This window comes from Streptomyces sp. NPDC058001, assembly GCF_042886315.1.
Taxonomy (GTDB): Bacteria; Actinomycetota; Actinomycetes; order Streptomycetales; family Streptomycetaceae; genus Streptomyces.
Genome location: NZ_JBHVQT010000014.1, coordinates 125,258 through 149,970 on the forward strand (window position 1 = coordinate 125,258; position 24,713 = coordinate 149,970).

The 24,713-nt window shown below is 70.1% G+C and carries 16 protein-coding genes; 5 read left to right on the forward strand and 11 right to left on the reverse strand.

Annotated elements, in window-relative coordinates; genetic code table 11:
* Nucleotides 1-48: 48 nt before the first annotated feature.
* The 5 genes from ACFVT5_RS32225 to ACFVT5_RS32245 all read right to left on the reverse strand — a co-directional run bounded on the left by ACFVT5_RS32225 (nt 49) and on the right by ACFVT5_RS32245 (nt 7,692).
* Nucleotides 49-3,075, reverse strand: coding sequence for an alpha-mannosidase (locus tag ACFVT5_RS32225; protein WP_389895282.1), 3,027 nt, complete (start codon nt 3,073-3,075; stop codon nt 49-51).
* 77 nt (nt 3,076-3,152) lie between these two features.
* Nucleotides 3,153-4,442: a glycosyl hydrolase gene (locus tag ACFVT5_RS32230; RefSeq protein WP_389895284.1), complete on the reverse strand. Its 1,290-nt coding sequence runs from the start codon at nt 4,440-4,442 to the stop codon at nt 3,153-3,155.
* 44 nt (nt 4,443-4,486) lie between these two features.
* Complete coding sequence (locus ACFVT5_RS32235; protein WP_389895647.1) at nt 4,487-5,341, reverse strand: carbohydrate ABC transporter permease; 855 nt, start codon at nt 5,339-5,341, stop codon at nt 4,487-4,489.
* Nucleotides 5,342-5,436: 95 nt separating this feature from the next.
* A complete protein-coding gene (locus ACFVT5_RS32240) occupies nt 5,437-6,393 on the reverse strand; it encodes a carbohydrate ABC transporter permease (protein WP_389895286.1) in 957 nt (318 codons plus the stop codon).
* 9 nt (nt 6,394-6,402) lie between these two features.
* Nucleotides 6,403-7,692, reverse strand: coding sequence for an ABC transporter substrate-binding protein (locus ACFVT5_RS32245; protein WP_389895288.1), 1,290 nt, complete (start codon nt 7,690-7,692; stop codon nt 6,403-6,405).
* A gap of 258 nt (nt 7,693-7,950) precedes the next feature.
* Between ACFVT5_RS32245 and ACFVT5_RS32250 the strand changes: the two genes are divergently transcribed.
* Nucleotides 7,951-8,994, forward strand: a complete 1,044-nt coding sequence (locus ACFVT5_RS32250) for a LacI family DNA-binding transcriptional regulator (RefSeq protein WP_389895290.1) — start codon at nt 7,951-7,953, stop codon at nt 8,992-8,994.
* A 58-nt stretch (nt 8,995-9,052) separates the two neighbouring features.
* On the opposite strand, the gene ACFVT5_RS32255 is transcribed toward ACFVT5_RS32250, so the two are convergent.
* Together ACFVT5_RS32255 and ACFVT5_RS32260 are read right to left on the reverse strand one after the other, a co-directional pair.
* Nucleotides 9,053-11,419 (reverse strand): alpha-L-fucosidase, encoded by a 2,367-nt coding sequence (locus tag ACFVT5_RS32255; RefSeq protein ID WP_389895292.1) that lies wholly within the window; start codon nt 11,417-11,419, stop codon nt 9,053-9,055.
* 258 nt (nt 11,420-11,677) lie between these two features.
* Nucleotides 11,678-11,854 (reverse strand): hypothetical protein, encoded by a 177-nt coding sequence (locus ACFVT5_RS32260; protein WP_389895294.1) that lies wholly within the window; start codon nt 11,852-11,854, stop codon nt 11,678-11,680.
* A 339-nt stretch (nt 11,855-12,193) separates the two neighbouring features.
* Here ACFVT5_RS32260 and ACFVT5_RS32265 point away from each other — a divergent pair, with 339 nt between their 5' ends.
* Nucleotides 12,194-12,757 (forward strand): HD domain-containing protein, encoded by a 564-nt coding sequence (locus tag ACFVT5_RS32265; RefSeq protein ID WP_389895296.1) that lies wholly within the window; start codon nt 12,194-12,196, stop codon nt 12,755-12,757.
* 47 nt (nt 12,758-12,804) lie between these two features.
* Nucleotides 12,805-13,737 (forward strand): GNAT family N-acetyltransferase, encoded by a 933-nt coding sequence (locus tag ACFVT5_RS32270; RefSeq protein WP_389895298.1) that lies wholly within the window; start codon nt 12,805-12,807, stop codon nt 13,735-13,737.
* Nucleotides 13,738-13,752: 15 nt separating this feature from the next.
* Here ACFVT5_RS32270 and ACFVT5_RS32275 read toward each other — a convergent pair whose 3' ends face one another.
* The 4 genes from ACFVT5_RS32275 to ACFVT5_RS32290 all read right to left on the reverse strand — a co-directional run bounded on the left by ACFVT5_RS32275 (nt 13,753) and on the right by ACFVT5_RS32290 (nt 22,198).
* A complete protein-coding gene (locus ACFVT5_RS32275) occupies nt 13,753-15,240 on the reverse strand; it encodes an SDR family NAD(P)-dependent oxidoreductase (protein ID WP_389895300.1) in 1,488 nt (495 codons plus the stop codon).
* Nucleotides 15,241-15,320: 80 nt separating this feature from the next.
* Nucleotides 15,321-16,703, reverse strand: coding sequence for a wax ester/triacylglycerol synthase family O-acyltransferase (locus tag ACFVT5_RS32280; protein WP_389895302.1), 1,383 nt, complete (start codon nt 16,701-16,703; stop codon nt 15,321-15,323).
* A gap of 275 nt (nt 16,704-16,978) precedes the next feature.
* Entirely contained in the window at nt 16,979-19,336 is a 2,358-nt protein-coding gene (locus tag ACFVT5_RS32285; RefSeq protein WP_389895304.1) for a GH92 family glycosyl hydrolase, read from the reverse strand.
* Nucleotides 19,337-19,585: 249 nt separating this feature from the next.
* Nucleotides 19,586-22,198, reverse strand: coding sequence for a PA14 domain-containing protein (locus ACFVT5_RS32290; protein WP_389895306.1), 2,613 nt, complete (start codon nt 22,196-22,198; stop codon nt 19,586-19,588).
* A 159-nt stretch (nt 22,199-22,357) separates the two neighbouring features.
* On the opposite strand from ACFVT5_RS32290, the gene ACFVT5_RS32295 reads away from it, so the two are divergent.
* Both ACFVT5_RS32295 and ACFVT5_RS32300 read left to right on the forward strand, forming a co-directional pair.
* The gene (locus ACFVT5_RS32295) at nt 22,358-23,383 is read left to right on the forward strand and encodes a LacI family DNA-binding transcriptional regulator (protein WP_389895308.1); all 1,026 of its coding nucleotides are present in this window, start codon (nt 22,358-22,360) and stop codon (nt 23,381-23,383) included.
* Nucleotides 23,384-23,594: 211 nt separating this feature from the next.
* Nucleotides 23,595-24,692 (forward strand): ABC transporter substrate-binding protein, encoded by a 1,098-nt coding sequence (locus tag ACFVT5_RS32300; protein WP_389895310.1) that lies wholly within the window; start codon nt 23,595-23,597, stop codon nt 24,690-24,692.
* Nucleotides 24,693-24,713: the final 21 nt, after the last annotated feature.

Here is a 24,713-nt window from a genome sequence, read left to right on the forward strand (position 1 = left end):
CTCACGGCCCCCGCCGGGTACGGGACTTGGGGGCCGTGAACACGTGGGTCACCGGGTCGTGGGCGAGGGTGTCAGGCGCAGGGTCATCAGCTCGAACGGCCGCAGCGTCACGGTGAGCGCGTCGCCGTCGCGTGCCGGTGCGGTGGCGTCGGCGAGCGGGCGTTCCAGCAGGTCCGTGACGGTGACGCCGGCCGACGGGAACCCGGGGGTGAGGGTCGCGCGGGCCCGGCCGCCCCGGGACTCGTGGAAGCGGACGACGACATCACCGCTACCGTCGTCGGCCAGCTTGACGGCGGTGACCACGACGGCGTCGTTGTCCACGGTCACCAGTGGGGCGACCGCGGCACCACCCCGGCCGGGCGCGGTCCGCCGGGGCAGGTTGACCCGGTAGCCCTCACGCACCGCGTCCCCGATCGAGGCACCCGGCACCAGCGCGTGCCGGAACCGGTGCATACCCTGGTCGGTCTCCGGGTCCGGGAAGCGCGGCGCCCGCAGCAGCGAGGCACGCACCGTGGTGGTCGTCCCGGAGTCCTCGGCGCGGACCGTGCGGGTGACGTCGTGACCGTACGTGGAGTCGTTGACGAGGGCGACTCCCCAGTCGGGCTCCGCCAGATGTACGAAGCGGTGGTTGCACGCCTCGAACTTGGCGGCCTCCCAACTGGTGTTGGTGTGGGTGGGCCGGTAGAAGTGCCCGAACTGGGTCTCGGACGCGTACCGTTCGGCGTGCAGGTCCAGGGGGAAGGCGAGCTTGAGGAACTTCTCCGTCTCGTGCCAGTCGACCTCGGTCGCGATGTCGAGCCGCTGCTCGCCGGGCTCCAGGGAGAGGATCTGGGTGACCTTCGACGCCCCGAAGCTACGGACGACACGGACCGACGCACCCTCACCCGCGGTGACCTCGTCGGCGTTCACGAGATCCGTCACGGTGTTGCGGTAGAACTCGTCCACGTCCCACGCGTCCCACATGTTCGGGAAGTCGGGGTGGATCTGGAGCAGGTTGGCGGCCCGCCCGGGAGCCACGGTCTCACGCTCGGCGGCGATGTCGTACGCGGAGACCACGAGGCCGTTGGCGTCGACGGTGACCCGCAGCAGCCCGTTGTCGAGGACGAAGCCGCCGCCGACGCACGGCGCGAGCGCGGTACCCCCGGTCACGGCCCGCTCCCCGGCGCCACCGGCCGGGATCCCGTCCCACGTGTGCGGCGCCGAGTTGAAGACGAGACCGCCGTCCGGGGCGAGGGCCCGATGCGCCCGGGAGATGATCCCGTTCAGCTCGTCGGCGACGGCAGCGTACGTCCGCTCGGCCTCGCGGTGCACCCAGGCGATGGACGAGCCGGGCAGGATGTCGTGGAACTGGTGCAGCAGCACCGTCTTCCAGATCCGGTCCAACTCCTCGTAGGGATAAGGGAGTCCGCTGCGTACGGTGGCGGTGGCCGCCCACAGTTCGGCCTCGCGCAGCAGGTGTTCGCTGCGGCGGTTGCCCTGCTTGGTCCTGGCCTGGCTGGTGAGCGTGGCGCGGTGCAGTTCCAGATACAGTTCGCCGACCCAGACCGGCGGCTCCGGGTACTCGGCCTCGGCCTTGCGGAAGAACGCCTCGGGTGTCTCCCAGGCGACGGTCGCCGCGCCCTCCAGGTTCCGCATCCGGGCGGCCTTGGCGATCATCTCCCGGGTGGTGCCGCCACCGCCGTCGCCCCACCCGGTCGGCGCGAGCGAGTGCCGGGCGACGCCCTTGTCCTTGAAGTTACGGGCCGCGTGCGCGATCTCGCTGCCCTTCATGGAGCAGTTGTAGGTGTCGACGGGCGGGAAGTGCGTGAAGATCCGGGTGCCGTCGATACCCTCCCAACGGAACGTGTGATGCGGGAACTTGTTGGTCTGGGACCACGAGATCTTCTGCGTGAGCAGCCACTTGGCGCCGGCCGCCTTGATAATCTGCGGCAGACCGGCGGCGAACCCGAAGGTGTCCGGGAGCCACGCCTCCTGGTTGTCGACACCGAACTCGTCGATGAAGAACCGTTTGCCGTGCGTGAACTGACGGGCCATCGCCTCCGAGCCCGGCATGTTCGTGTCGGACTCGACCCACATACCGCCCGCGGGCACGAACCGCCCGTCCGCGACGGCCTTCTTCACCTTCGCCCACACCTCGGGCCGGTGCTCCTTGACCCACGCCCACTGCTGGGCCTGCGACATGGCGAACACGAAGTCCGGCTCGTCCTCCAGGAGCGCGGTCATGTTCGACGTGGTCCGCGCCACCTTCCGCACGGTCTCGCGCAGCGGCCACAGCCACGCCGAGTCGATGTGCGCGTGCCCCACGGCGCTGATCCGGTGCGCGGAGGCGGCGGCGGGCTCGGCGAGTACGGGTTCGAGGCGGGCGCGGGCGGCGGCTGCCGTGCCGTTCACGTCCTGGAGGTCGACCGCGTCGAGCGCCTTCTCGACGGCCCGCAGGATGTCCCAGCGGCGCGCCGATTCGACGGGGAGTTCCGCCATCAGCTCGCCGAGCACCTCCAGATCGACGACGAGCTGCCACACCGTCTCGTCGAAGACGGCGAGGTCCATCCGCTCCAGGGTGTACTGCGGCTCGCTGCCCGCGGTCTCCTTGTCGCCCAACCGCGTGGGCAGGAAGGGGTGGTAGTCGAGGATGACCGGGTTGGACGCGGCCTCGATGTGCAGCCGCACCTCTTCGCCACCCTCGACGGGCGCGCCGATCCGCACCCACTGGTTGCGGGGGTTGAGGCCCTTCACCGGGCTGCCGTCGGCCCTGTACACCAGGCCCTCGCACTGGAAGCCGGGCATGTTCTCGTCGAATCCGAGGTCGAGCAGCGCCTCCACGGTCCGCCCGGCCCAAGCGTCCGGCACCGTCCCCGTCACCCGGAACCAACTGGTGCCCCACGGAGCGCCCCAGCGATCGCCGACCGCGATCGGTGACGGATCGGCGGCGAGCCCTTCGGCGACGGGGACCGGTTCGCCGGGCGCGTGCCAGATCGCGATGTCCAGGGGTACGGACTCGGGGTACACGGCGGGCCGGATGCGCTCGTCGAGCACGCGCTTGAGCCGGGCTTCGACCAGGGTGCGGTCGTCATGCATGAGGGTGCTCCGTGGGAGTCGGGTGCGGGTGGTTACCGGGGCGGGTGGTTACCGGGTGCGGGCAGCGGTCGTCATCGTCATGGGCTCACCTGGTCAATGATCACCTGGTCGGGTGTGACCACCTCGGTGATGCCGCGTGACGCGAGATGCGCGCGGTCCTCGCTGCGGCTCGCCAGGACGGTGGTGGGCCGGGCCCCGTCGGCGGTGAGCCGGGCGAACGCCTCGAACACGGCGCCGCCGGGCGCGCACACCGACCGGCGCACCGGCACACCCGCACCGCCGTCCGCCCCTGGCTCGTCCCCCGCGTCGACCACGAGGGCGAGGGTCCGGGGCGCGGGTGTGTGCTCCCGGCCGCGCCAGGCGTCGGCGATCCGTGCGACGGCCTCACCGGCCGGCTTGCGCCGTCGGTCGTCGGTGAGCAGGCCGAGGCTGTACTCCAGTGCGGGGAAGTCGGCGAGCGAGCGGGACACGTCGTGGGAGCACCACCAGGTGACGCCCCAGAGGTCCTGGCAGTCCAGGGCGTTGGTGACGGTCGCCTCGGTGAAGTCGGCGGCGTGCTCGGCGGGGATCAACGGCGCCGGTGCGCCGACCTCCTGCAACCACACGGGCCGGTGCGGGTCGAGCGCCCACGCCTTGGCGAGTTCCACGAGGTACGCGGCGTGGTGCTCGGTAGCCGTGCCGGTACGCCCGTACCGCTGGGCCGTGCCGTTGAACACCCAGGAGTGCACGGCCGTGACCGCGCCGAGCCGGGCGGCCTGCGCCGGGGTGAACGGCTGGTCGTCCTGGTACCAGGCGGCGTCGTACTCGGCGTGCAGATGCAGCTTCCCGGGGGCGCCCTCCTCGCACGCGTCGAGCAGCCGGGTCAGCCAACTCCCGGCCTGTGCGGGCGTGATGCGGTCCGGGTCGGGGTGCGGGCCCGAGGCGAACTGGTTGACCTCGTTGCCGAGGGTCATCCCGATGAAGTTGGGCCGGTCGGCGAGCGCCGATGCGAGGGTCCGCAGATACGCGGCCTGCCCGTCGACCACATCGGGGTCGGTGAAGAGATTGCGCCGGTGCCAGGTCCGGGTCCACGCGGGCAGGAAGTCGAAGCTCGACAAATGGCCTTGCAGACCGTCGACGTTGACGTCCAGACCGCGTTCGGCGGCGGCGTCGGCGAGCTGCACCAACTGCTCGACGGCGCGCGGCCGGATGAGCGTCCGGTTGGGCTGGAAGTACGGCCAGATCGGGAACACCCGGACGTGGTCGAGGCCGAGGCCCGCGATCGAGTCGAGGTCGGCGCGCACCGCGTCGAGGTCGAAGTCGAGCCAGTGGTGGAACCACCCTTGGCTGGGGGTGTAGTTGGCGCCGAAGCGCACGACAGAAGGCATGCGGATCCTGTGGTTCGGAAGGTACGGAGGTACGGAGGTACGGGTCAGCCCTTGACGGCGCCCTCGCCGACCCCGCGGAAGAAGTACCGCTGGAGGCAGGCGAAGAGGGCGATCAGTGGGGCCACGGCGATGATGGTGCCCGCGGCGACGAGCCGTTCGTCGTTGGCGAAGGTGCCGTGCAGATAGTTGAGCCCGATGGTCAGGGTGAAGTTCCCCGGGTCGCTCAGCACGATCAGCGGCCACAGGAAGTCGTCCCACGCACCCATGAACGCGAAGATCGCGACGACGGCGAGGGTGCCCTTCACGGACGGCAGCGCGATCCGCAGGAACCGCTGCCAGGCGTTGGCGCCGTCGACGTACGCGGCTTCCTCGACCTCGTAGGGCAGATTGAGGAAGGCGTTGCGCATCAGCAGTACGTTCATGGAGGCGACACAGGCGGGCAGGACGACACCGACGAGGGTGTTGTTCAGACCGAGGTCCCGCATCGTCGTGAACTGGGCGATGATGATGCTCTCGGTGGGCACCAGCATCGCCAGGACGAAGACCAGCGTGGCGGCGCGGCGGCCCCGGTAGCGGAGCCGGGCGAGCGCGTATCCGGCGAGCGAGGCGCCGACACAGTTGGTGACGACATTGGCGGTCGCGACCTTCAGCGAGTTGAAGGCGTAGTCCCAGACGGGGATCGTCTCGGCGACGCGCTCGTAGTTGTGCAGGGTCGGCGAGCCGGGCAGGAACTTCGGCGGGGAACTGAAGATGTCCTCGTGCGGGCCCTTCAGCGAGGTGGACAGCTGCCAGAGGAAGGGTCCGACGGTGAGCGCCAGGACGGCGAGCAACACGGCGTAGCGCAGGGCGAGTTCCCAGCCGGGCACGCGCCGGCCGTTCTCGTCGGTGAGCCGGGACACGCGGCGCCGGGGTGCGGCGGACGGGCTCCGGCTCTTCCGGGTCCCCTGTGTCCCCCGGACGCGCGGCCTCCCGTGGTCTTCGGGCGTCGTCGTGGTCACGCGTCCTCCTTCCGGTCGGCACGCAGGACGAGCAGCATCAGCACGACGGTGACGACGAAGACGACGACGGAGATCGCGGAGGCGTAGCCGACCCGTCCGGTCAGCCCTGTGCCGGTGCGCTGGACGAGCATCACCAGCGTCGTGTCCTCGCCCGCGGGCCCGCCGGCGGGTCCGGCCATCAGATACACCTCGGAGAACACCTTGAACGCGGCGACCGAGGAGAGCGCCCCCACCAGGACCATCGTGGAGCGGACCGCCGGGACGGTGACGGTGAGGAAGCGGCGGATCGCGCCCGCGCCGTCCACCGCCGCCGCCTCGTGCAGTTCGCGCGGCACATTGGCGAGCGCGGCCAGGTAAATGATCATGTAGTAGCCGAGCCCCTTCCAGACGGTGACGGCCATGGCGCTCAGCAGGAGCAGCCACTGGTCGCTGAGGAAGCCGACCCGGCCGACGCCGACGGTCTCCAGGAGGGAGTTCACCAGCCCGCGTTCGTCGAGCAGCCACACCCAGATCAGCCCGACCACGACGATCGAGGCGACGACGGGGGTGTAGAAGGCGGACCGGAAGAACGTGATGCCGGGGATGTTCTTCTGCACCAGGAGGGCAAGGAGCAGCGGCAGCAGGACAAGGGCCGGGACGACCCCGACGACGTACAGCGCGCTGTTGCGCAGGCCGATCCAGAACATGTCGTCGTGCAGCAGTTCACGGAAGTTGGCCAGGCCGACCCACTCACCGGGGACCAGGGTCCTTCGATCGGTGAAGGAGTTCACCACGGTGGAGACGAACGGGTACAGGATGAACACGCCGACGATCAGCATGCCCGGTGCCGCGAACAGCCAGGGGCTGGTGGGCAGTTGACGCCGTACGCGTGAGGCACGCCGCGACGCGGGTCTCGGGGCCCGCGCGGCGCCGGGGACGGCGGTCCGCGCGGGGGCGGGGGCAGGGCTTTTCATGACGGGGTCTCAGCTCTGCTGAAGCAGCCGGTCGCACGCCTTGACAGCGTTGTCGAGCGCTTCCTTGGGGCTCTCCTTGCCCTGGAGCGCCCGCGCGACGGCGTTACGCAGCTCGACCTTCATCTGCTCGCTGAACAGGACGGGCGTGTAGTTCTCGGCGGTCTTCAGGGACTCGGCGGCGGCGACCCTGACCCGGGTCTCGTCCGTGCCGTCCTGCTTGGTGAAGTACGGGTCGTCCAGGGACCCTTGGGTGCTCGGGAAGATCGCGACCTGCTTGGCGAACTCCATCTGGTGACGCGCGTCGGTGACCCAGTGCGCGAAGGCGACGGCGGCGGGCGTCCGCTTGGTGTTCGCGTTGACCATCACGCCCATCACATACATGTTGACCTTGCCGGTGCTGGTGATCTGGTCGGTGATCCCGATGTTCTTGTAGAGGTTCGGCGCGTCCTTCTTGAACTTGTCGAGGTCGAGGGCGCTGCCCGGGTTCATGGCGACGGCCTCGGTGAGGAACTTCTTCCCGGCGGACTCGGGGGTCGCGGTGAGCGCCTGCGGGTCGAGCGCCTTGGCGTCGTACAACTCCTTGTAGTGGGTGAGGAGTTCGACTCCCTTCGCGTCGTTGAAGGTGAAGCCGGTGCCCTCCTGGTTCATCAGGGGCACGCCGTAGCGGCCGAAGTCCTCGACGGTGGGGACGTTGGCGAGGGTGGCGACCTTGCCCTGGGACTTCTGCGCCAACTGAAGCCCGCTGGCGAAGACTTCGTCGTACGTCTTCGGGGGCTTCGACGCGTCGAGTCCGGCCTGCTCGAACAGGCGCTTGTTGTAGAAGAGGGGCCCGGTGTTGAGGTACCAGGGGAAGGCGTACGTGCCCTTCATGCCCGGTATCTGGTGCCCGGCCCAGGCGCCCGGCAGATACTCGTCGCGGAACTTGGCCGCCGACTTGTCGAGGTCGAGGGCGAGTCCGGCCTTGGCGAGCGGGGCGACGAGGTCCGGCGAGACATTGACGACATCGGGCAGCGTCCCGCCGGCGGCATCCGCGCTGATCTTGTCGGCGTAGCCCTCCCCTGGCTGGTCGACCCACTTGACCTTGGTGCCGGGGTACTTCTCCTCGAAGTCGGCGATCAGGCCCTCGAAGTACGGCTTGAAGTTGGCGCGGAGGTTCCAGGTCTGGAAGGTGATGTCACCCTCGATCTTCCCCGACGCGTCCGTCGAACCACCGCTTCCGTCCCCGGAGCCACAGGCGCTCAGCGGCAGGAGGACGGCGAGAGCGGCGGCAGCGGCGACTGCCCTGCGTGAGATGCGCACGGTGATGAGGCTCCTTTGCTGCGGTGGCGAATCATGCCGAGGCCGACCTTGCAGCGCGGCCGGATGAAAAGTCAATGGATTCACCGCAAATAAATGCACCCGTCCAGCAAAGACCCAGGTCAGAAGGTTGAAATCGCCTCTTGCGGTTCCGGACTAATGCGCTTTAGAGTGTGACTGCTCAAGCGCATTAGTCCGAGCGGGGCAAGGTGCGGTGAACCAGCACGGCGGAAGCCGGCACGGCAGCCAGAGGGGGCACGAGTGCAAGGCAAGAGGTCTCCCGCGCGCCGGCCGACGATGAAGGACATCGCGCGCCGCGCCGGGGTTTCGGAGAGCGCGGTGTCCTTCGCGCTCAACGACCGGCCCGGGGTCTCCGAGATCACCCGCGACCGGGTGCGCCGGGTCGCCGAGCAGTTGGGCTGGCGGCCCAGCACCGCCGCGCGCGCCCTGTCCGGAGAGGGCTCGGCGACGGTCGGTCTGGTGGTGGCCCGGCCCGCCGACACCCTCGGCGTGGACTCGTTCTTCCTCCAGCTCATCTCCGGCGTCCAGGAAGTCCTGGCGGAGCGTCACCTCGGGCTGCTGTTCCAGGTGGTGGAGGACGTGGACGCGGAGTGCGCGGTGTACCGGCGGTGGTGGGCCGAGCACCGGGTGGACGGTGTCCTGGTGGTCGACCCGCGCACCGACGACCCCCGGCCCGCGCTCCTCGACGAACTCGGCCTGCCCGCCGTGGTGATCGGCGGTGTGCCGGACACGGACCATCCGGGCCTGTCCACGGTGTGGGCGGACGACGCGGGCGCGATGGTCGCCGTGGTGGACCGGCTGTACGCGCTGGGGCACCGGCGGATCGTGCACATCGCGGGCCTGCCGGGCCTCGCGCACACCGAGCGCCGGATGCGGGCGCTGCGCGCGGAGGCCGAGCGGCGTGGGCTCGCCGAGGTCCGCTCGGTGCCCACGGACTACTCGGACGCGGAGGGCGCGGCGGTCACCCGAGGGGTCCTCGGGGCGGGCCGGCCGCCGACCGCGCTCGTCTACGACAACGATGTGATGGCCGTGGCCGGGGTCGCCGCCGCCGTCGGGCTCGGCTTCTCGGTGCCGGGTGATGTGTCGATCGTGGCGTGGGAGGACTCGGCGCTGTGCCGCATGGTCAAGCCATGGCTGTCGGCGCTCTCCCGCGACACGGTGTCCTTCGGACGGACAGCCGCGCGGGAACTCCTGGCTCTCCTGGACGGCGGCCCGGCGGGGACCGTACAGGTGCCGGTGCCCACCCTGATCGAACGGGAGAGCACGGGCCCGGCACCCGCGTGAACACGCGTACCGGGCCCGCACTTTGACGGTCTGTCATAGATGACAGCTCGGCGGATCCCTACTGCCAGTCCACCTTGAACACCCACACATGCTTCCCCGACCTGCGCGCCGCCTCCGGGACGTCGATGACGAGCGCACCGCCCCGGACCGTCCAGGTCAGCGGACGCCGGTACCCGAGCAGCGTGACCTTGTCACCGGAGCGGATCGGTACCGGTGCCTCGACGGTGAGCTTCGCGCCGGGCGCCGCCAGGGAGTGGATGTAGAAGGCGCGGTTCTGCCGGACCGTGAACCGCAGGTCCTGGCCGAGCTGCGCCATCCGCGACCAGTACGTGGTGTCGTAGATCGCCTCGCCGTTGACCTTCAGCCACTCCCCCGTCTCCCGTAGCCGGGTCTGCATGATCTCGGGGATCGTGCCGTCCGCGCGGGGGCCGATGTCGAGCAGGAAGTTGCCGTTCTTGCTGACGATGTCGACGAGGCTGTGCACGACCTCCTCGGTGGTCATGTAACGGTCGTCGGGCGTCGCCTGGTTGTAGCCGTAGCTGAACGGGTCCAGACCACGGCTGGACTCCCACTTCGCGACGACCGTGTTCTCGTACGTCGTGTACTCGGGCGTCGTGAAGTCGTGGAACGGGATCCCTGAGCGGTTGTTGACGGCGACCTCGTACGGCTGGGGGCGGTTCTTGCCGTGGTTGAAGTACTCGGCGATGACGTTCCGGCTGTCGTTGACGCCGCCGATGTCGCACCAGATGACCTGCGGGTCGTAGCCGTGGATCAACTCCCGCATCTGCGGGGCCTGGTAGTCCTTCACATAGTCCTTGCCCGCGGTGTAGCCGGTGTACGGGACCGGTGCCTGCGTGTACGGGTTGCGCGGCGCGTGGCCCATCCACGGGTTGTCCGGGTTGAACCACTCGGGCATCGAGAAGTACAGACCGCGGTGCAGCTCGGGCGTGTACCGCTTGGACGCGTCGAAGAGTTCCTTGATCAGGTCCCGTTTGGGGCCCATCTTCACGGAGTTGCGGTCGGAGACCTTGGTGTCCCACAGCGCGAAGCCCTCATGGTGCTTCGACGTCAGGACGTGGTACTGCGCGCCCGCGTCCCGGAACAGCTCCACCCACGCGCGCGGGTCGAACCGCTCCGCGCGGAACATCGGGATGAAGTCGTCGTACGCGAAGTCCCGCCCGTACTTCTGCTCGTGGTACGCGTACACCTCGTTGTCGGGGCTCTGGAGGTGGTTCCAGTACCACTCGGCGTACTGCTTGCCGACCGGCGACCAGGCGGGCACCGAGTACAGGCCCCAGTGGATGAAGATGCCGAACTTCGCGGCGTGGAACCAGTACGGCGCCTGGTGGCCGGCGAGCGAGTCGTCGGTGGGCAGATAGTCGGGGACGCCCAGGGTGAGGTCGCGACTGCTGGTCGCGGCCGTGGCGCCGCGCCCGGTGGCGAGGACCCGGCCGCTCTGGACGGTGCCGGGGCGCACCCCGGCGCGGTTGCGGATGCCGACGCGTACCCGGGCCTGTTCGCCGGGCAGCAGCCGGGTGACGCGCGCGGGTTCCGTGGTCCGGGCGCCGGGCACGTCCACGCTCACGGTCAGCCGGTCGGCGGCGAGTACGGCGACGGAGCCCGCGTTGACGACGGTCGCCTCGACGCTCTGCGCCCCCGACGACTCCAGGAGCGAGTTCGTCGTGTGCGCGTCCCGCAGGACCAACGCCCGTCCCACGGCGGCCGGTTGCAGGGACAGCGCGAAGACGTGCAGGGATGTCTTGTTCTCCTGCGCCGGGTTGGTGGTGGGCAGGGTAACGGCGACGGCTTCGCGCTGCGGGTCCAGCCAGATCTCGCCGACCCCCATGCCGACCCGGTGCTCGTCCTTCGTCCCGTCCGGCTTGTAGCGGTACGGCGCCGACAGCGCGCCGGAGCCGGAGTACCAGTCGGAGCCGCCGAGGCCCGCGCCCGAGGTGGAGCCGTCGGCGTAGTGCACGGTCGCGTGCCCGGACGCCTCGCCGTAGCTGCCCGCCGTCAGGAACACGGCCGAAAGATAGCGGCCCGGGGGCAGTTCGACGCGCTGGCCCATCGCGACGACGTTGTTCTTGGCGCCCGCGGCGGACGACGGGAACATGAACGGGACGCCGTCCACCACGACACGGCCCGCGGGAAGTTCCTCGCCGGGGAAGGTGTAGCCGGAGCCGTCGAAGTTGCCGCCGCGCGCTCCGGCGGTGTCGATGCCGTCGTTGTCGAACAGGGCGTCCAGGGGCACGGGCACCGGATCGGGCGCGGTGCCCCACGGGTCGCCCCGCCCCTCGCCGGCCTCGGTGCCGGGGAGCGCGGCCGGGGCGGCGGACGCAGGGTCCGCGGCGACGAGCGGTAGAGCAGCGGCTGCGGCCACACCGGCCGCCGCACCGAGGACCTGACGTCTGGGGTACGTACTCATCAGCGGCACTCCTTTGTGCACGATCGCGTGGGGTACGGGTGCAGTCATCGGAGGTTTGATGATTGGGGCGGCCTGAATATCTGTCAATGGGGCGTGCACAAGCTCAAGTTGAAGAATTGATCCGACGATCGTCCGGAGACGACGTCCCGGCACGGCGAGCGACACCACGAGCGGCACGGAGAGCGGCACACGAAAGACCGGCAGAGGCGTGAGATTCACGCCCCTGCCGGTCGGCAGACGTCCTGGAACCCGGGTGGGTCAGTCGACGCTCGGCAGGATGTGGGGCTCGGCGAGGTCGTCCTCGTAGCCGGCCAGCCGGATCGGCGCCGAACGGGACCACACTTCCAGGCTGCCCAGCTTCTCCGCCTTGCGGAGGGACGCCCGGTCGGTACGTTCCTTGGGACGTTGCTCGCTGTCTGTCTTCTCTGGTGTCACCGCGCACTCCTTATGTGTCGGGTAACCCTCGGGTCGCGTCGGCCCTGCCTTGTCTCCAGGCGCCGGACGCCCACTCGGGCTGAGTTGAGGGCAATGCGGACGCGGTGGCGCCTATGACTCACTGCGGAGGCGGGCCGTGGTGAGCGGCTCGTTCCCGGGACGGACGGTGGGTGTGGGTGGGACCCCTTGGTGTTGTCCGTCCGCTACAGCCTAACCAAATGAGCGGGTGGCCGCTCGATAGCGCCGAAAGAAGTGCGACCGTTCCAGGACGCCTGGTGTTCATTCGGCCATGATCTGCTGCCTTGTGCCGGTCTTCCAGTCACGAGGGAGGAGTGACGCATGGAGCTGCGCAGCGTCGAGGAGCTGATGGATCTGCTGCACGCCTGCCGTGGCGCGTGGGACACACCGGACCGCAGCGGGGATCCGGTGGATCTGCACGACCACGCGCTCCAGACGGCGGCGCTGCTGCGCCGGAGTCACCCGAGTGACAAGGAACTACAGGTCGCGGGCCTGACGCATGACATCGGCCAACTACTCCGTCCGGGTGACGACGCCCGGCACGCTCAGCACGCGGCCGACGCGGTTCGACCCCTGCTCGGCGAGCGGGTGGCCCGCCTGGTGGCCCTGCATGTCCCGGCGAAGCGGTATCTGGCGACGACCGAACCAGGGCACCCACTGACCCGGCAGAGCGTGCTGACCCTGATGACGCAGGGCGGGGCGATGAGCCCCGAAGAGGTGAGGGCGTTCGAAGCCGATCCGAACGCGGCGGACGCGGTGACCCTGCGGCAGGCGGACGACGCGGCCAAGGTCGTGGGCCTGGACGCCGGGGTCCTGGAGGACTGGCACCCGGTCCTGGAACTGGTCGCGGCGGCGGCCCGCCGCACGTCACGAAAGGTTCCCTGACGGACTCCCCGCTGGCCCGCCCCGGGTTCTCTGACTAGAGTCAGAGAATGAAAGCGGTACGGAACGAGGACGCCACAAGGAACGAGCACGCGGCGCAGATCGAGCAGGTACGGCGGTTCAACCGCACCGTCACGGAACGCGTGGGTGTGCTCCATGACCACTACCTGGGCGGTGACCGGCCCATCGGCGAGGCCCGGCTGCTCTGGGAGATCGACGAGAAGGGCCAGGACGTACGGCGGCTGCGGGAGCGTCTCGGGCTCGACTCCGGGTACGTCAGCCGACTGCTGCGCGCCCTGGAGCGCGACGGTCTGGTCACCGTGGAGCCGCACCCCGGCGACCGGCGGGTGCGCACGGTCCGGCTCACCCCGGCCGGCCGCACCGAACGCGCGCTCCTCGACGGCCGCAGCGACGCCCTGGCCGGCTCCCTCCTGGAGCCGCTCAACACCGGTCAGCGTGCCCGTCTGGTCACCGCCATGGCCGAGGTCGACCGGCTGCTGACCGCCGCGACGGTCACGCTGGACACCGTCGACCCGGACCACCCCGACGCGCGGCTCTGCCTGGCGTCGTACGCCGCCGAGGTAGGGGAGCGCTTCGACACCGGCTTCGACCCGGCCCGGAGCCTGCTGCCCGATCCGGGCGAACTCCGGCCGCCGCACGGCCTGTTCCTGGTCGCCCGGCTGCACGGCGAACCCGTCGGCTGCGCCGGTCTGAGACTGCCGACCGGCGCGCCGGCCGAGATCAAACGGATGTGGGTCGCGCCACGCACCCGGGGCCTCGGCCTCGGCCGCCGGTTCCTGTCCGAACTGGAGGCGCGCGCCACCCGGCACGGCTGCGACCTGCTGCGCCTGGACACCAACAAGGCACTCGACGCGGCGATCGGCCTCTACCACTCACACGGCTTCCAGGAGGTGGCCGCCTTCAACGACGAGCCGTACGCCCACCACTGGTTCGAGAAACGGCTCGGCGCGCCGCCGTCGTAGTTCGGCTGAAAACGGTCACCACTTGCCCGGCGCGTAGTCCTTCAGGAACACGCCGTACAGGTCCTCGCCCGACTCGCCCCGGACGATCGGGTCGTAGACGCGGGCCGCGCCGTCGATCAGGTCAAGGGGGGCGTGGAAGCCCGCGTCGGCCAGGCGGATCTTGTCGGGGTGGGGGCGCTCGTCGGTGATCCAGCCGGTGTCGACGGCCGTCATGAGGATGCGGTCGGTGTCGAACATCTCCTGGGCGCTGGTGCGCGTGAGCATGTTGAGGGCGGCCTTCGCCATGTTGGTGTGCGGATGACCCGCGCCCTTGTAGCCGCGGTTGAACACGCCCTCCATCGCGGACACGTTGACGACGTACGCCCGCCGGGAACCGGCGGCGACGGCGGCCGTCATCGCCGCGCGCAACCTGCTGATGAGGATGAACGGCGCGGTGGAGTTGCAGAGCTGGACCTCCAGGAGTTCGACCGGCTCGACCTCCTGCACGGCCTGGATCCAGCTGTTGCTGTCGTGCAGGTCCGGCACCAGGCCGCCCGCGTCGATGGCGGTACCGGCGGCGATCCGCTCCAGGGACGCCGAACCGGAGACCAGGGCCAGTTCCGTGACGTCCTGGGCGCTGAGTCCGCCGTCCCTGGCCGCGGGCAGTGCGGCGACCGCGCCGGACCCGAAGGTGCCGATCACCTGGGCCGACGGCAGCTCACCCGCGGGCAGCGGCGCGGACTCGGCGCCGAGCAGTTCGCTGTACGCCTGCGCGGACCGGCGTACCGTCTGCGCGGCGTTGTTGATGAGGATGTCCAGCGGGCCCGCCGCGGCCACCGAGTCGGCGAGGGCGACGACCTGCGCGGGGTCCCGCAGGTCGATGCCGACGATCTTCAGCCGGTGGATCCACTCGTCGCTGTCGGGCATCGCCTTGAAACGGCGGATCGCGTCGCTCGGGAAGCGCGTGGTGATCGTCGTGTGGGCGCCGTCCCGCAGCAGCCGCAGCGCGATGTACATACCGATCTTGGCGCGGCCCCCGGTGAGCAGGGCGCGCTTGCCGGTGAGGTCGGCGTGGGCGTCGCGCCGGGCGCGGTTCTCGGCGGCGCAGTCGCGGCAGAGCTGGTGGTAGAAGACGTCGACCTCGACGTACCGCTGCTTGCACGTGTAGCAGGAGCGGGGCCGCTGGAGTATCCCCGCGATCTCGCCGGTGGCGGTGCCGGAGGGCAGGATGCCCTGGGTCTCGTCGTCGATGCGCTCGGCGGAGCCTGTCGCGGTGGCCTCGGTGACGGCCTTGTCGTGCGCGGTCTTGGCGGCCCGCCGGTCCTGGCGCCGGCGCTGCTTCACGGTCCGGTAGATCCCGGAGGTGGCGCGGCGCACGAGGATCGCGTCGGGGTGGTCGACGTCCAGCTTGTCCAGCTCTTCGAGCACGCTCAGGCAGACGGCGAGGCGCTCCGGGTCGATGCCAGGACCGTACTGCGGGTCCACGCCCGTACCGGTTACGGGGTTGTCCTCTGTCACCGTCATTGCCGTTCCTCGTGCCGCTCGCGCCCTGAAGTTCCGAAAGCGGAACTTTACGGCAGGGGCGCCGGGTCACGCCAAACAGTTCAGTCAGTGGTAGTCGAGGTCACAGCCGTGAGCAGCGCCAGTTCCGCGCGGAGCGCACCCGCCAGGCCGTCGAGGTCGGGGACGGCGCGGGCGTCGGCGACGAGGCCATAGTGGACGCGGCCCCGGTAGGTGGAGACGGCGACGGCGAGTGCCTGTCCGTGGGCGAGCGGGGCGAGCGGGTAGACCTCGGCGAGCGGGCAGCCGCCGAGCCGCAGGCCGAGGCTGGGCAGCGGCACGCTGGTGACGAGGATGTCGAAGAGCAGCCGGGCGGCCTGCGCGACGACGGGTCCGCCGAGCCGGTGCCCGAGCGCGGGTACATGGTCGGCGAGCAGCGCGACGGCACCGGCACCCCGGTGCGGCCCGGCGTCCTTGTTGCGGTCCATCGCCGTGCGCACGGTCCGCAGCCGGGCCAGCGGGTCCGGGTCGTCCACGGGCAGCCGCACGAGATAGCCGGAGAGCCGGTTGCCCTGCGGATGGGCGCTGCGGGGACGGCGCCGGGACACCGGGACGAGGGCGCGCGGCAGGACGCCCGCGCTGCCGTCGCCGCGCTCGTCCAGCCAGCGGCGCAGGGCTCCCGCGACGACGGCGAGCAGCACGTCGTTCACGGTGCCGCCGGCCGCCTTGCGGACGCGGTGCACCTCGTCCAGGTCGAGGACGACGCCCGCGGTGCGACGGGTGCCGGTGGGGCGTGAGGTGAGGGCGGGTGAGGAGCGTACGTCCCAGGTGGCGCGGGCCACGGAGGCGCCGATGTCGAGGGCCCGGGTCACATCGGCGACGGTGCCGAGGAGCCGGCCGGGAAGCTTGCGCGGATCGAGGTCGCCGGGCGTCACGGACCCCAGGCCCGGCAGCCGGATACCACGACGCGGAGCCACGTCGGCCGGGCGCGGTGACGGGCGGGCGGGGGCCGCGTCCGTCAGGCCCGTCGGGTCCATCAGCCCGGCGGCGAGGGTGAGCGCGCGCAGCCCGTCGGCGAGGGCGTGGTGGAACTTGAACAGCACCGCGAAGGAGGTCCCGCTCGGGCCGGTGCCCGGCAGGACGTGCGCCTCCCACGGCGGCCTGCCCCGGTCGAGTGGCCGTTCCATGAGGGCGCCGGCCGCCGCGTGGAAGTCGGCGGCGGGGGCGGCGAGGTGGACATGGTCCAGCGGGTCGAAGCCGGGCGCGGGCTCACGGGCCGCGCCGCCGACCGGCACCCGTACGTCACGGATCCGCATGCGCAGCCCGGGAACGGTGGCGGCGCGGGCCGCGAGCAGTTCCGCGGCGTGCTCGGCGGTCCCGGGCGCGTCGGCCGTGAAGACGCCGAGGGCGGCCAGGTGCATGGGGTGCTCGGCGGACTCGATGTTCCAGAACGCCAGGTCGAGGGGGGCGAGCAGGTCAGTGGTCATTGGCTTGCTCTCGCGTCGACGGAGGTGCGGTTCATGTGAAGGAGGTGCGGTGGTGAGGTGCCCTGTCGGTGAGGGTGCGGTATCAGCAGTCAATCCCCGACGAGCAACTACGGTCAAGTACGAGCATGCTACGCACAGTTAACAACGTATTAAGTCCCGCCCCCATGGGGGAGGGGCGGGACTCCTGGGGCACGTTGGGCCGATGGGGGCACGGACGGGCCCCCATCAGGGCGGAAAGGGCACGCCGGACCCGTCAGGTACGGCGCGCCCGTCCGTCACTTCAGCGCCGGCGCGACCGCCTGCGTGTCGGTGCCCCAGTCCGAGGGCGTACCGCCGACCGTGAAGGCCAGCTCCCGCATCCCCCGGAGTGCGTCGGTCTTCAGATACGTCCTTCCGTAGGAGGCGCCGTCCACGCGCGCCGACTGGATGTACCGGGTGCTGTCCGAGGTGCCGGGGGCCCGCACGGTGAGGTGCCCCTTCGGGTAGTAGCGCCGGTCGAGGGTGAGGTCGACCCGTTCGAAGACGGGCGTGGACAGGCCCCAGGTGTCGGTGCCGGGCTGCACCGGGAAGATCCCGATGGACGACAGGACGTTCCAGGCGGACATCGTGCCCAGGTCGTCGTTGCCGGTCATGCCGGTCGGGGTGTCCGTGAACAGGGTGAGTGCCGCGTGCACCACGTCCGTGGTCTTCCACGGCTGGCCGGTGGAGAGGTAGGTGTAGGGCGCGATGAGGTCGGGCTCGTTCTGCGGGTTGTACTTGTCCGCGTTGTAGTAGTCGTACGGGCCGTTGACCCAGACCTCGCGCGCGGTCGTCGCCGGGTCCTTCAGCAGTCGGTCGTAGGCGAAGAAGGAGTCGAGTCGGCCGTTCGTGGCGTCCCTGCCGCCGATCAGGTCGACCACGCCCGCCAGGTCCTGCGGCACGAGCCACTGGTACTGCCAGGACGTGCCCTCGTGGAAGCCCTCGCTGCGGGCGGGGTCGGCCGATCCGGTGAAGGTGCCCGACGCGTCCCGCGCGCGGAAGAAACCGGTCGACGCGTCGAACACCGAGCGGTAGTTCTGCGCCCGCCGTGCGTAGCGCCGCGCGTCGGCGTCGTGGCCGAGGTCGCGGGCCATCTCGGCGAGCACCGCGTCGGACAGCGCGTACTCCAGCGTCGCGGACGCGCCGTGGTCGTAGTCCGAGTCACCGGGCTTGGCGTGCGGGCGGCCCTTGATGTGCGGGACGAAGCCGCCGGCGATGTACTCGCGGTTGGCCTCACGGCCGACCGCGGGGGACGCGGTGGGCGGCACCCCGTCGGCGTTCTTCTTCAGCGCCTGGTACGCCTCCTCCTCGTGCCCCTTGAGCAGCCCCTGCTGGTAGGCGTTGGTGAGGTAGGGCGTGACCGGGTCGCCGGTCATGATGTTCGTCTCGACCGTGCCGTAGCCCCACTTGGGCAGCCAGCCGCTGTCCCGGTCGATCCGGAGCACGGAGAGCGCCATGTCCCGCGATTCGTGGGGCGCGAGCAGCGAGAGCAGTTGGGCCTGCGTACGGTACGTGTCCCACAAGGACCAGTTCTGGTAGTACGTGAACCCTTCGGCTCGGTGGATCTTATGGTCCCAGCCGGTGTAGCGGCCGTCGACGTCGCCGCCGATGTTGGGCGCGAGGAACGACCGGTACAGCGACGAGTAGAAGGTCCGCCGCAGGGTCTCGTCGCCGCCCTGGACGCGTACGTCGTCGAGCCGGTCCTCCCAGGCGGCGCGCGCGGCGGCGCGGACCCGGTCGAAGGAACGGCCGCCCTCGGCGCGCAGGTTGAGCGCCGCGCCGTGGGCGTCCACGTACGACAGGGCGGTGGTCGCCTCGACGGTGCGGTCGCTCCGGGTGTCGAAGCGGACCCAGGCGCCGTTGCGTCCGGTGGTCGCGGACGACTGAGTGGAGCCCTCGGAGACGGTGTCGCCGTTCCAGGTGCCCGAGGTGGTGAACGGCCGGTCGAAGCGGGTGACCGTGTAGACGGTGTAGGGCTCGGTGCCCTGGCAGAAGCGGCTGCCGGTGATCGCGGTGCGGACCGTGCGGTTGTCGAGGATCTCGACCTTGGTGGAGCGGGTGCGGTGCAGCGACTGGCCCGCGTTGAGCAGGACGTTGGCCTTGTCCGTGGCGGGGAAGGTGTAGCGCTGCACTCCGGTGCGCTCCGTCGCCGTCAGTTCAGCGTCGATGCCCGTCTTGAGGCCGACCCGGTAGTAGCCGGGGCTCGCCTGCTCGTCGTCGTGGCCGAACTCCGCCGCGTAGGTCGCGTAGTCGGTCCGCGTCACGTCACCGGTGGTCGGCAGGACGGGCAGATCGCCGCCGAGTCCGCAGCCGACGCCCGAGAGGTGGACGGTCGAGAAACCGCGGATATGGGTCTCGGAGTAGTCGTAGCCGGTGTTGTGTCCGGTGTCCGGCGAGAGCTGCACCATGCCGAAGGGCACGGCGGCGCCGGGGTAGGTATTGCCTTCGTTCTCGGTGCCGATGAAGGGGTTGACCAGATCGGTGAGCCGGCCCGCCTTCGTACCGTGGCTCGGCTCGGCCGCCTGAACGGCGGGGCCGGCGAGGGCGCCGCCGAGCAGGGTCACGGCCGTCACCGCCCCTGCGGTCCGCAGACGCAGAGACCGGGTCCATCGCATCGTGAAAGACCTCCGGATGGGGTGGACATCGTTGTCGCGTTCCCGTCACTCCGAAGCCCGTGCGGGGCCACGGAATTGCACGACAATCAGACAACGTTGTCAGAGCGCGCTCATTCTCAGGCGCGCGAGGGGACACGTCAAGGGTCGAAACGGGACCGCTCCGGCCCGTCCCCCGTACGGGCGCGGACGAACCGGAGCGGAACAGGTGATGCGGGTGTGTCGGGACCTTTCGTTCGACTTTCGTTCGGCTCAGGAAGCCGGGCAGCCCGCGGGCACCGCGCGTGACGCGTCGTCGATCAGCGCCCGGTGCGCCGCCTTCAGCCGCTTCACATCGGGCTTGACCACCTTGCGGTCATAGGTGACCAGGCCGTTGAGTTCGCCCTCCACATCCGATATCTGCGTGTACACGGCGCCGTTGCTCCCCCGGCAGGCGAGCGCGCGCACCTCGTCGAGCTTGGTCAGGTAGTCGTCGGTGTAGGTCGCCGGGTCGACGTCCACGTAGGACTGCTGCACGGACCAGGCGTGACCGGGCACCGCGAGGCCGAGGCCGCCGTACTCGCCGCTGACCAGGGCCCGTTGGCCGTCGGCCCGGGGGATCTGGGGGCTCGGATAGCCGTGGGCGTCGGCGAGGTCGCCGTTGCCGCCGTCCACCGCGCCGCAGCAGTTGACGCCGCTCATGTTGTTGACCAGGCGGGTCGGGTCCCAAGCCTTGGCCTGGTCGGCGATCCGGGCCTGGTCGTACTGGCCCCAGCCCTCGTTGAAGGTGACCCACATGACCACCGAGGGGCTGTTCACATGCTCGTCGATCATCTCCTTCATCTCGCGCTCGTAGGTGGCGCGGGACTCCGCGTCGGGGTTGACGCCCGCGGTCATGGCCGGCATGTCCTGCCAGACCAGAAGGCCCAGCTTGTCGGCCCAGTAGAACCAGCGGTCGGGCTCCACCTTGATGTGCTTGCGGACGGAGTTGAAGCCCATCTGCTTGTGCGCCTTGAGGTCATAGGCGAGGGCTTCGTCGGTGGGCGCGGTGTGCAGTCCGTCGGGCCAGAAGCCCTGGTCGAGCGTGGCCATCATGAAGACGGGCTCGCCGTTGAGAACCGTGCGCGGGGTGCCGTCGACCTTCTCGACGGCGATGGACCGCATCCCGAAGTAGCTGCTGAGACGGTCGGCGCCGACGCTGACCTTGAGGTCGTACAGGAACGGGTCGTCCGGCGACCACAGGCGCGGCTTCGGGATCTTCAGGGTGAGCGGCGCGCCGGTCCGTCCGGTCACGGTGCCCACCTTCTTCCGGCCCTCGTACGCGGTGGCCGTGACCGGTACGCCGTCGCGTACGCCGCGCACCTCGACGGTCAGCTTCTCGCCCTTGACGTCGGGGGTGAGCTTGAGCGAGTCGGCGTGGTCGGCGGCGACCGGTTCCATCCAGACGGTCTGCCAGATACCGGAGGACGGGGTGTACCAGATGCCGCTGGGGTCCAGGCGCTGCTTGCCGATGGGTGGGTTCTCGCCGTCGCGGGAGTCGGTCGGGTCGTAGACGCCGACGATGAGTTCCTGGGTGCGGCCGGGCTTCAGCGCGTCCGTGACATCGGCGCTGAACTTGTCGTAGCCGCCCTTGTGCGAGGCGACCTTGGTGCCGTTGACATAGACGTCCGACTGCCAGTCGACCGCGCCGAAGTTGAGCTTCAGGCGCCGGTCGTCGCCGACCTTCCAGTTCTTCGGCACGGTGAAGGTGCGGCGGTACCACATGCGGTCCTCGTGCCGCTGGATGCCGGAGAGCTGGGATTCCACCGGGTACGGGACGAGGATCTTCTCGCCCAGTTTCTTTCCGACCGGGGGCTGCTCGCCCTCGGTGGCGGCGGCGAACTCCCAGGTGCCGTTGAGGTTCTGCCAGGCGTCCCGGGTGAGCTGGGGCCTGGGGTACTCGGGCAGGGCGTTGTTCGGCCCGACCTTGTCGGCCCACGGGGTGCGCAGCTCGTACTCGGAGCGGTTGGGGCCGCTGCTCCAGAACGCGCCGACCGCCTTGCCCTGGGCCGACGCCAGTCCGCCCTGGCCGTCGTAGCGGATGTCCGCGAGCCCGGAGGCGCCGCCGCCCTTCTTGCCGACGACGGGTTCCTTGAGCGTGACCAGCAGCGACCGGTTGTCCGACGGGTCGGCCTTGACCGCTCCGATGGGCCACTTGGCGCCGCCGATGACGGCGGTGAGGTGGTCGGTGAGATTGGCCGGCGGCTTCGTGAGGCGCTGGGCGAAGTCCAGCTTCAGGGTGCGGCCGGTCTTCAGGACGGTGGCGGCGACGGCCCCGTCGTAGGAGTAGCCGTCCGGCAGCCGGAACGCGGACGACGGGATCGCCGTCTTGCTGCCGCCGGGCGGGGTCCAGCGCACATGCAGGTTGGAGCCTCCGAAGTGCTCGAAGTACTCGACCTTGAACTCGTAGGCGCGGCCCGCGGTCAGTTCGACGGGCTGGGAGTGCTGTTCCCGGTCCCAGTCGTCGACCCAGTGGTCGATGGTGAGTTTGCCGTCGACCCAGAGCCGGAATCCGTTGTCGCCGATGATCGAGAAGGTGGTCGGGCCGGATTTCTCCGGCACGATCTTCCCGGTCCAGCGGACGCTCACGTCGTCGGAGCGTCCGGTGGCGGACTGGAGGCGGGATTCGAGGCTGTCGAAGTCGAGTTGGGGGTCGAATCCGGTGGCCTTCAACTCATGGAAGTCGAAGGCCCCGGAGGCCGACTGGGTGTAGTACTCGCCCTTCAGGCCATGGACTTCGACCTGGTCGTCGGCCGCGGAAGCGGACGGGGCGGATGTGAGTCCGGCGATGCCCAGAGCCCCTGCGAGCAGCAGGGCCAGGTGTCGTCCGAGTCGTCTCAGGCGCACGGATCCTCCTTTGCCGAGGAAGGGTGGCGGCTCGTCGCTACAGTCTGTACAACGTTGGAAGGAACGGCCGTTGGCATGACAGCACGGCCCCGGGCGCGCTGTCCAGGGTCATGACAAACGCCCCCGGTGAGGGGCGTCCATCGATGCGGAGGAGTGGGCGTGCGGGTGAGCCTCAAGGATGTCGCGGAACGCGCGGGCGTCTCGATCAAGACCGTGTCGAACGTGGTGAACAACTATCAGCACGTCACCCCGGCGATGCGGGCACGCGTTCAGCAGGCCATCGACGAGCTGGGCTACCGCCCGAATTTGACGGCCCGTCATCTGCGCAAGGGCAGGACCGGGATCATCGCACTGGCCGTTCCCGAGCTGGGCAACCCGTACTTCGCGGAGCTGGCGGGCGCGGTCATCGACGCGGCGGCCGAGCACGATCTGACGGTGCTCCTCGATCACACCCGCGGCGACCGTGAGCAGGAGATGCTGGTCAGCCAGGGGTTCCGGGCCCGGGTCATCGACGGTCTGATCCTCAGTCCGCTGGAGCTGGAGGCGGAGGACCTGCGCTCCCGGGACGACGATGTGCCGCTGGTGCTGCTCGGCGAGCGCGAGTACGACCTGCCGTACGACCACATCGCGATCGACAATGTCGCGGCGGCCGGGGTGGCGGTGCGGCATCTGCTGGGCCGGGGCCGTACCCGGATCGCCTATCTCGGGGCCCGTACGGACTCGGCGAACCGGCCCGCGCATCTGCGACTCGCGGGCTGGCGTGCGGAGTTGACCGCCGCGGGCCTGTCGGCGCCGGACTCGCTTGTCGCGCCGGTCGGTGGCTGGGACCGGGGCGACGGCGCCGAGGCGATGGCGCGGCTCCTGGACTCGGGGGTGCGGCCCGACGCGGTGTTCGCGTACAACGACCTGATCGCGATCGGTGCGATGCGGGTGCTGCACGAACGGGGGCTCAGGGTGCCGTGGGACGTGGCGGTGGTCGGCTTCGACGACATCGCCGAAGGCCGCTACGGGGCGGTGACACTGACCACGGTCTCACCGGACAAGCAGGCCATCGCACGGCTCGCGGTCGAGTCGCTGGTTCGCACCCTGGACCTGTTGGCGCGGGGGGAATCGGACCCGGTCGGACGGGAACTCACGGCTGAATTCCGGCTGGTGGAGCGGGAGAGCACGCTGGGGCGGCGGTGAGGTCAGGGGCGCGGATCGGGGTCCGCGCGGAAGGGGACGTGTTGCGCGGAGGGTTTACAGCATCCTTCCAACGATGTAAAAACTCCTGCGGAACGCCGAGTTGACGTACGAGCCCGCTTTTTCGTAAGCATGCCTGCGCATGCGTGAGCCAAGAGACCGCCTTCCCGTGAGCGCTCTCCGCGCCGCCGGACCGTGCCGTTATGGGGACTCCATGAAGCCGACCTCTCCTCTTCGCCGTACCTCTGTCAGGACCTCCCTGCTCGCCGCCGGACTGGCCGCGAGCCTCGCACTGGCCACCGGATGTGCCAAGTCCGAGAACGACTCGTCGGACACCAAGGACTCGTCCGGCAAGGGCGACGCGGGCCAGGTCGTCGCCTCGCCCAGCGCCGGCGGCAAGGGCTGCACCATCGACGCCTACGGCGCCGAGAAGATCGACCTCAAGAACGCGACCGTGGGCTTCTCGCAGTCCGAGAAGGAGGCCAACCCGTTCCGGATCGCGGAGACCGCGTCGATCAAGGACGAGGCGAAGAAGCGCGGCGTCAAACTGCTCACGGCCAACGCCCAGTCGCAGTTCTCCAAGCAGATCAGCGATGTGCAGGACCTCATCTCCAAGGGCGCCGACCTGCTGGTGATCGCGCCGCTCAACTCCGACGGCTGGGAGCCGGTACTGCGCGCCGCGAGCGCCAAGCACATCCCGATCATCACGATCGACCGGAAGATCAACGCGACCGCCTGCAAGGACTACGTCAGCTTCATCGGCTCCGACTTCGTGGAGCAGGGCAAGCGCGCCGCCGACCAGATGATCGAGGCGACGGGCGGCAAGGGCGAGGTGGCGATCCTGCTCGGCGCCGCGGGCAACAATGTGACCACCGAGCGCACCAAGGGCTTCGAGGACCGCGTCAAGGAGAAGGCCCCCGACCTGAAGATCGTGTTCAAGCAGACGGGTGAGTTCGCACGCGAGAAGGGCCAGCAGGTCACCGAGCAGCTCATCCAGTCCAAGCCCGGCATCACCGGGATCTACGCCGAGAACGACGAGATGGGCCTCGGCGCGGTCAACGCACTCAAGGGCGCGGGCAAGAAGGCGGGCGCCGTCAAGATCGTCACGATCGACGGGACGCGCAACGCCGTGCAGGGCATCGTGGACGGCTGGATCGACGGCGTCATCGAGTCCAACCCGCGCTTCGGACCGCTCGCCTTCCAGACCCTGGACACCTTCACGCAGGGCAGCGAGGTCCAGCAGGACATCGTGATCCAGGACAGCGCCTACACGAAGTCCAACGCCAAGTCGGACCTGGGCAAGGCGTTCTGACGTGACGACAGCTCCGGCTCC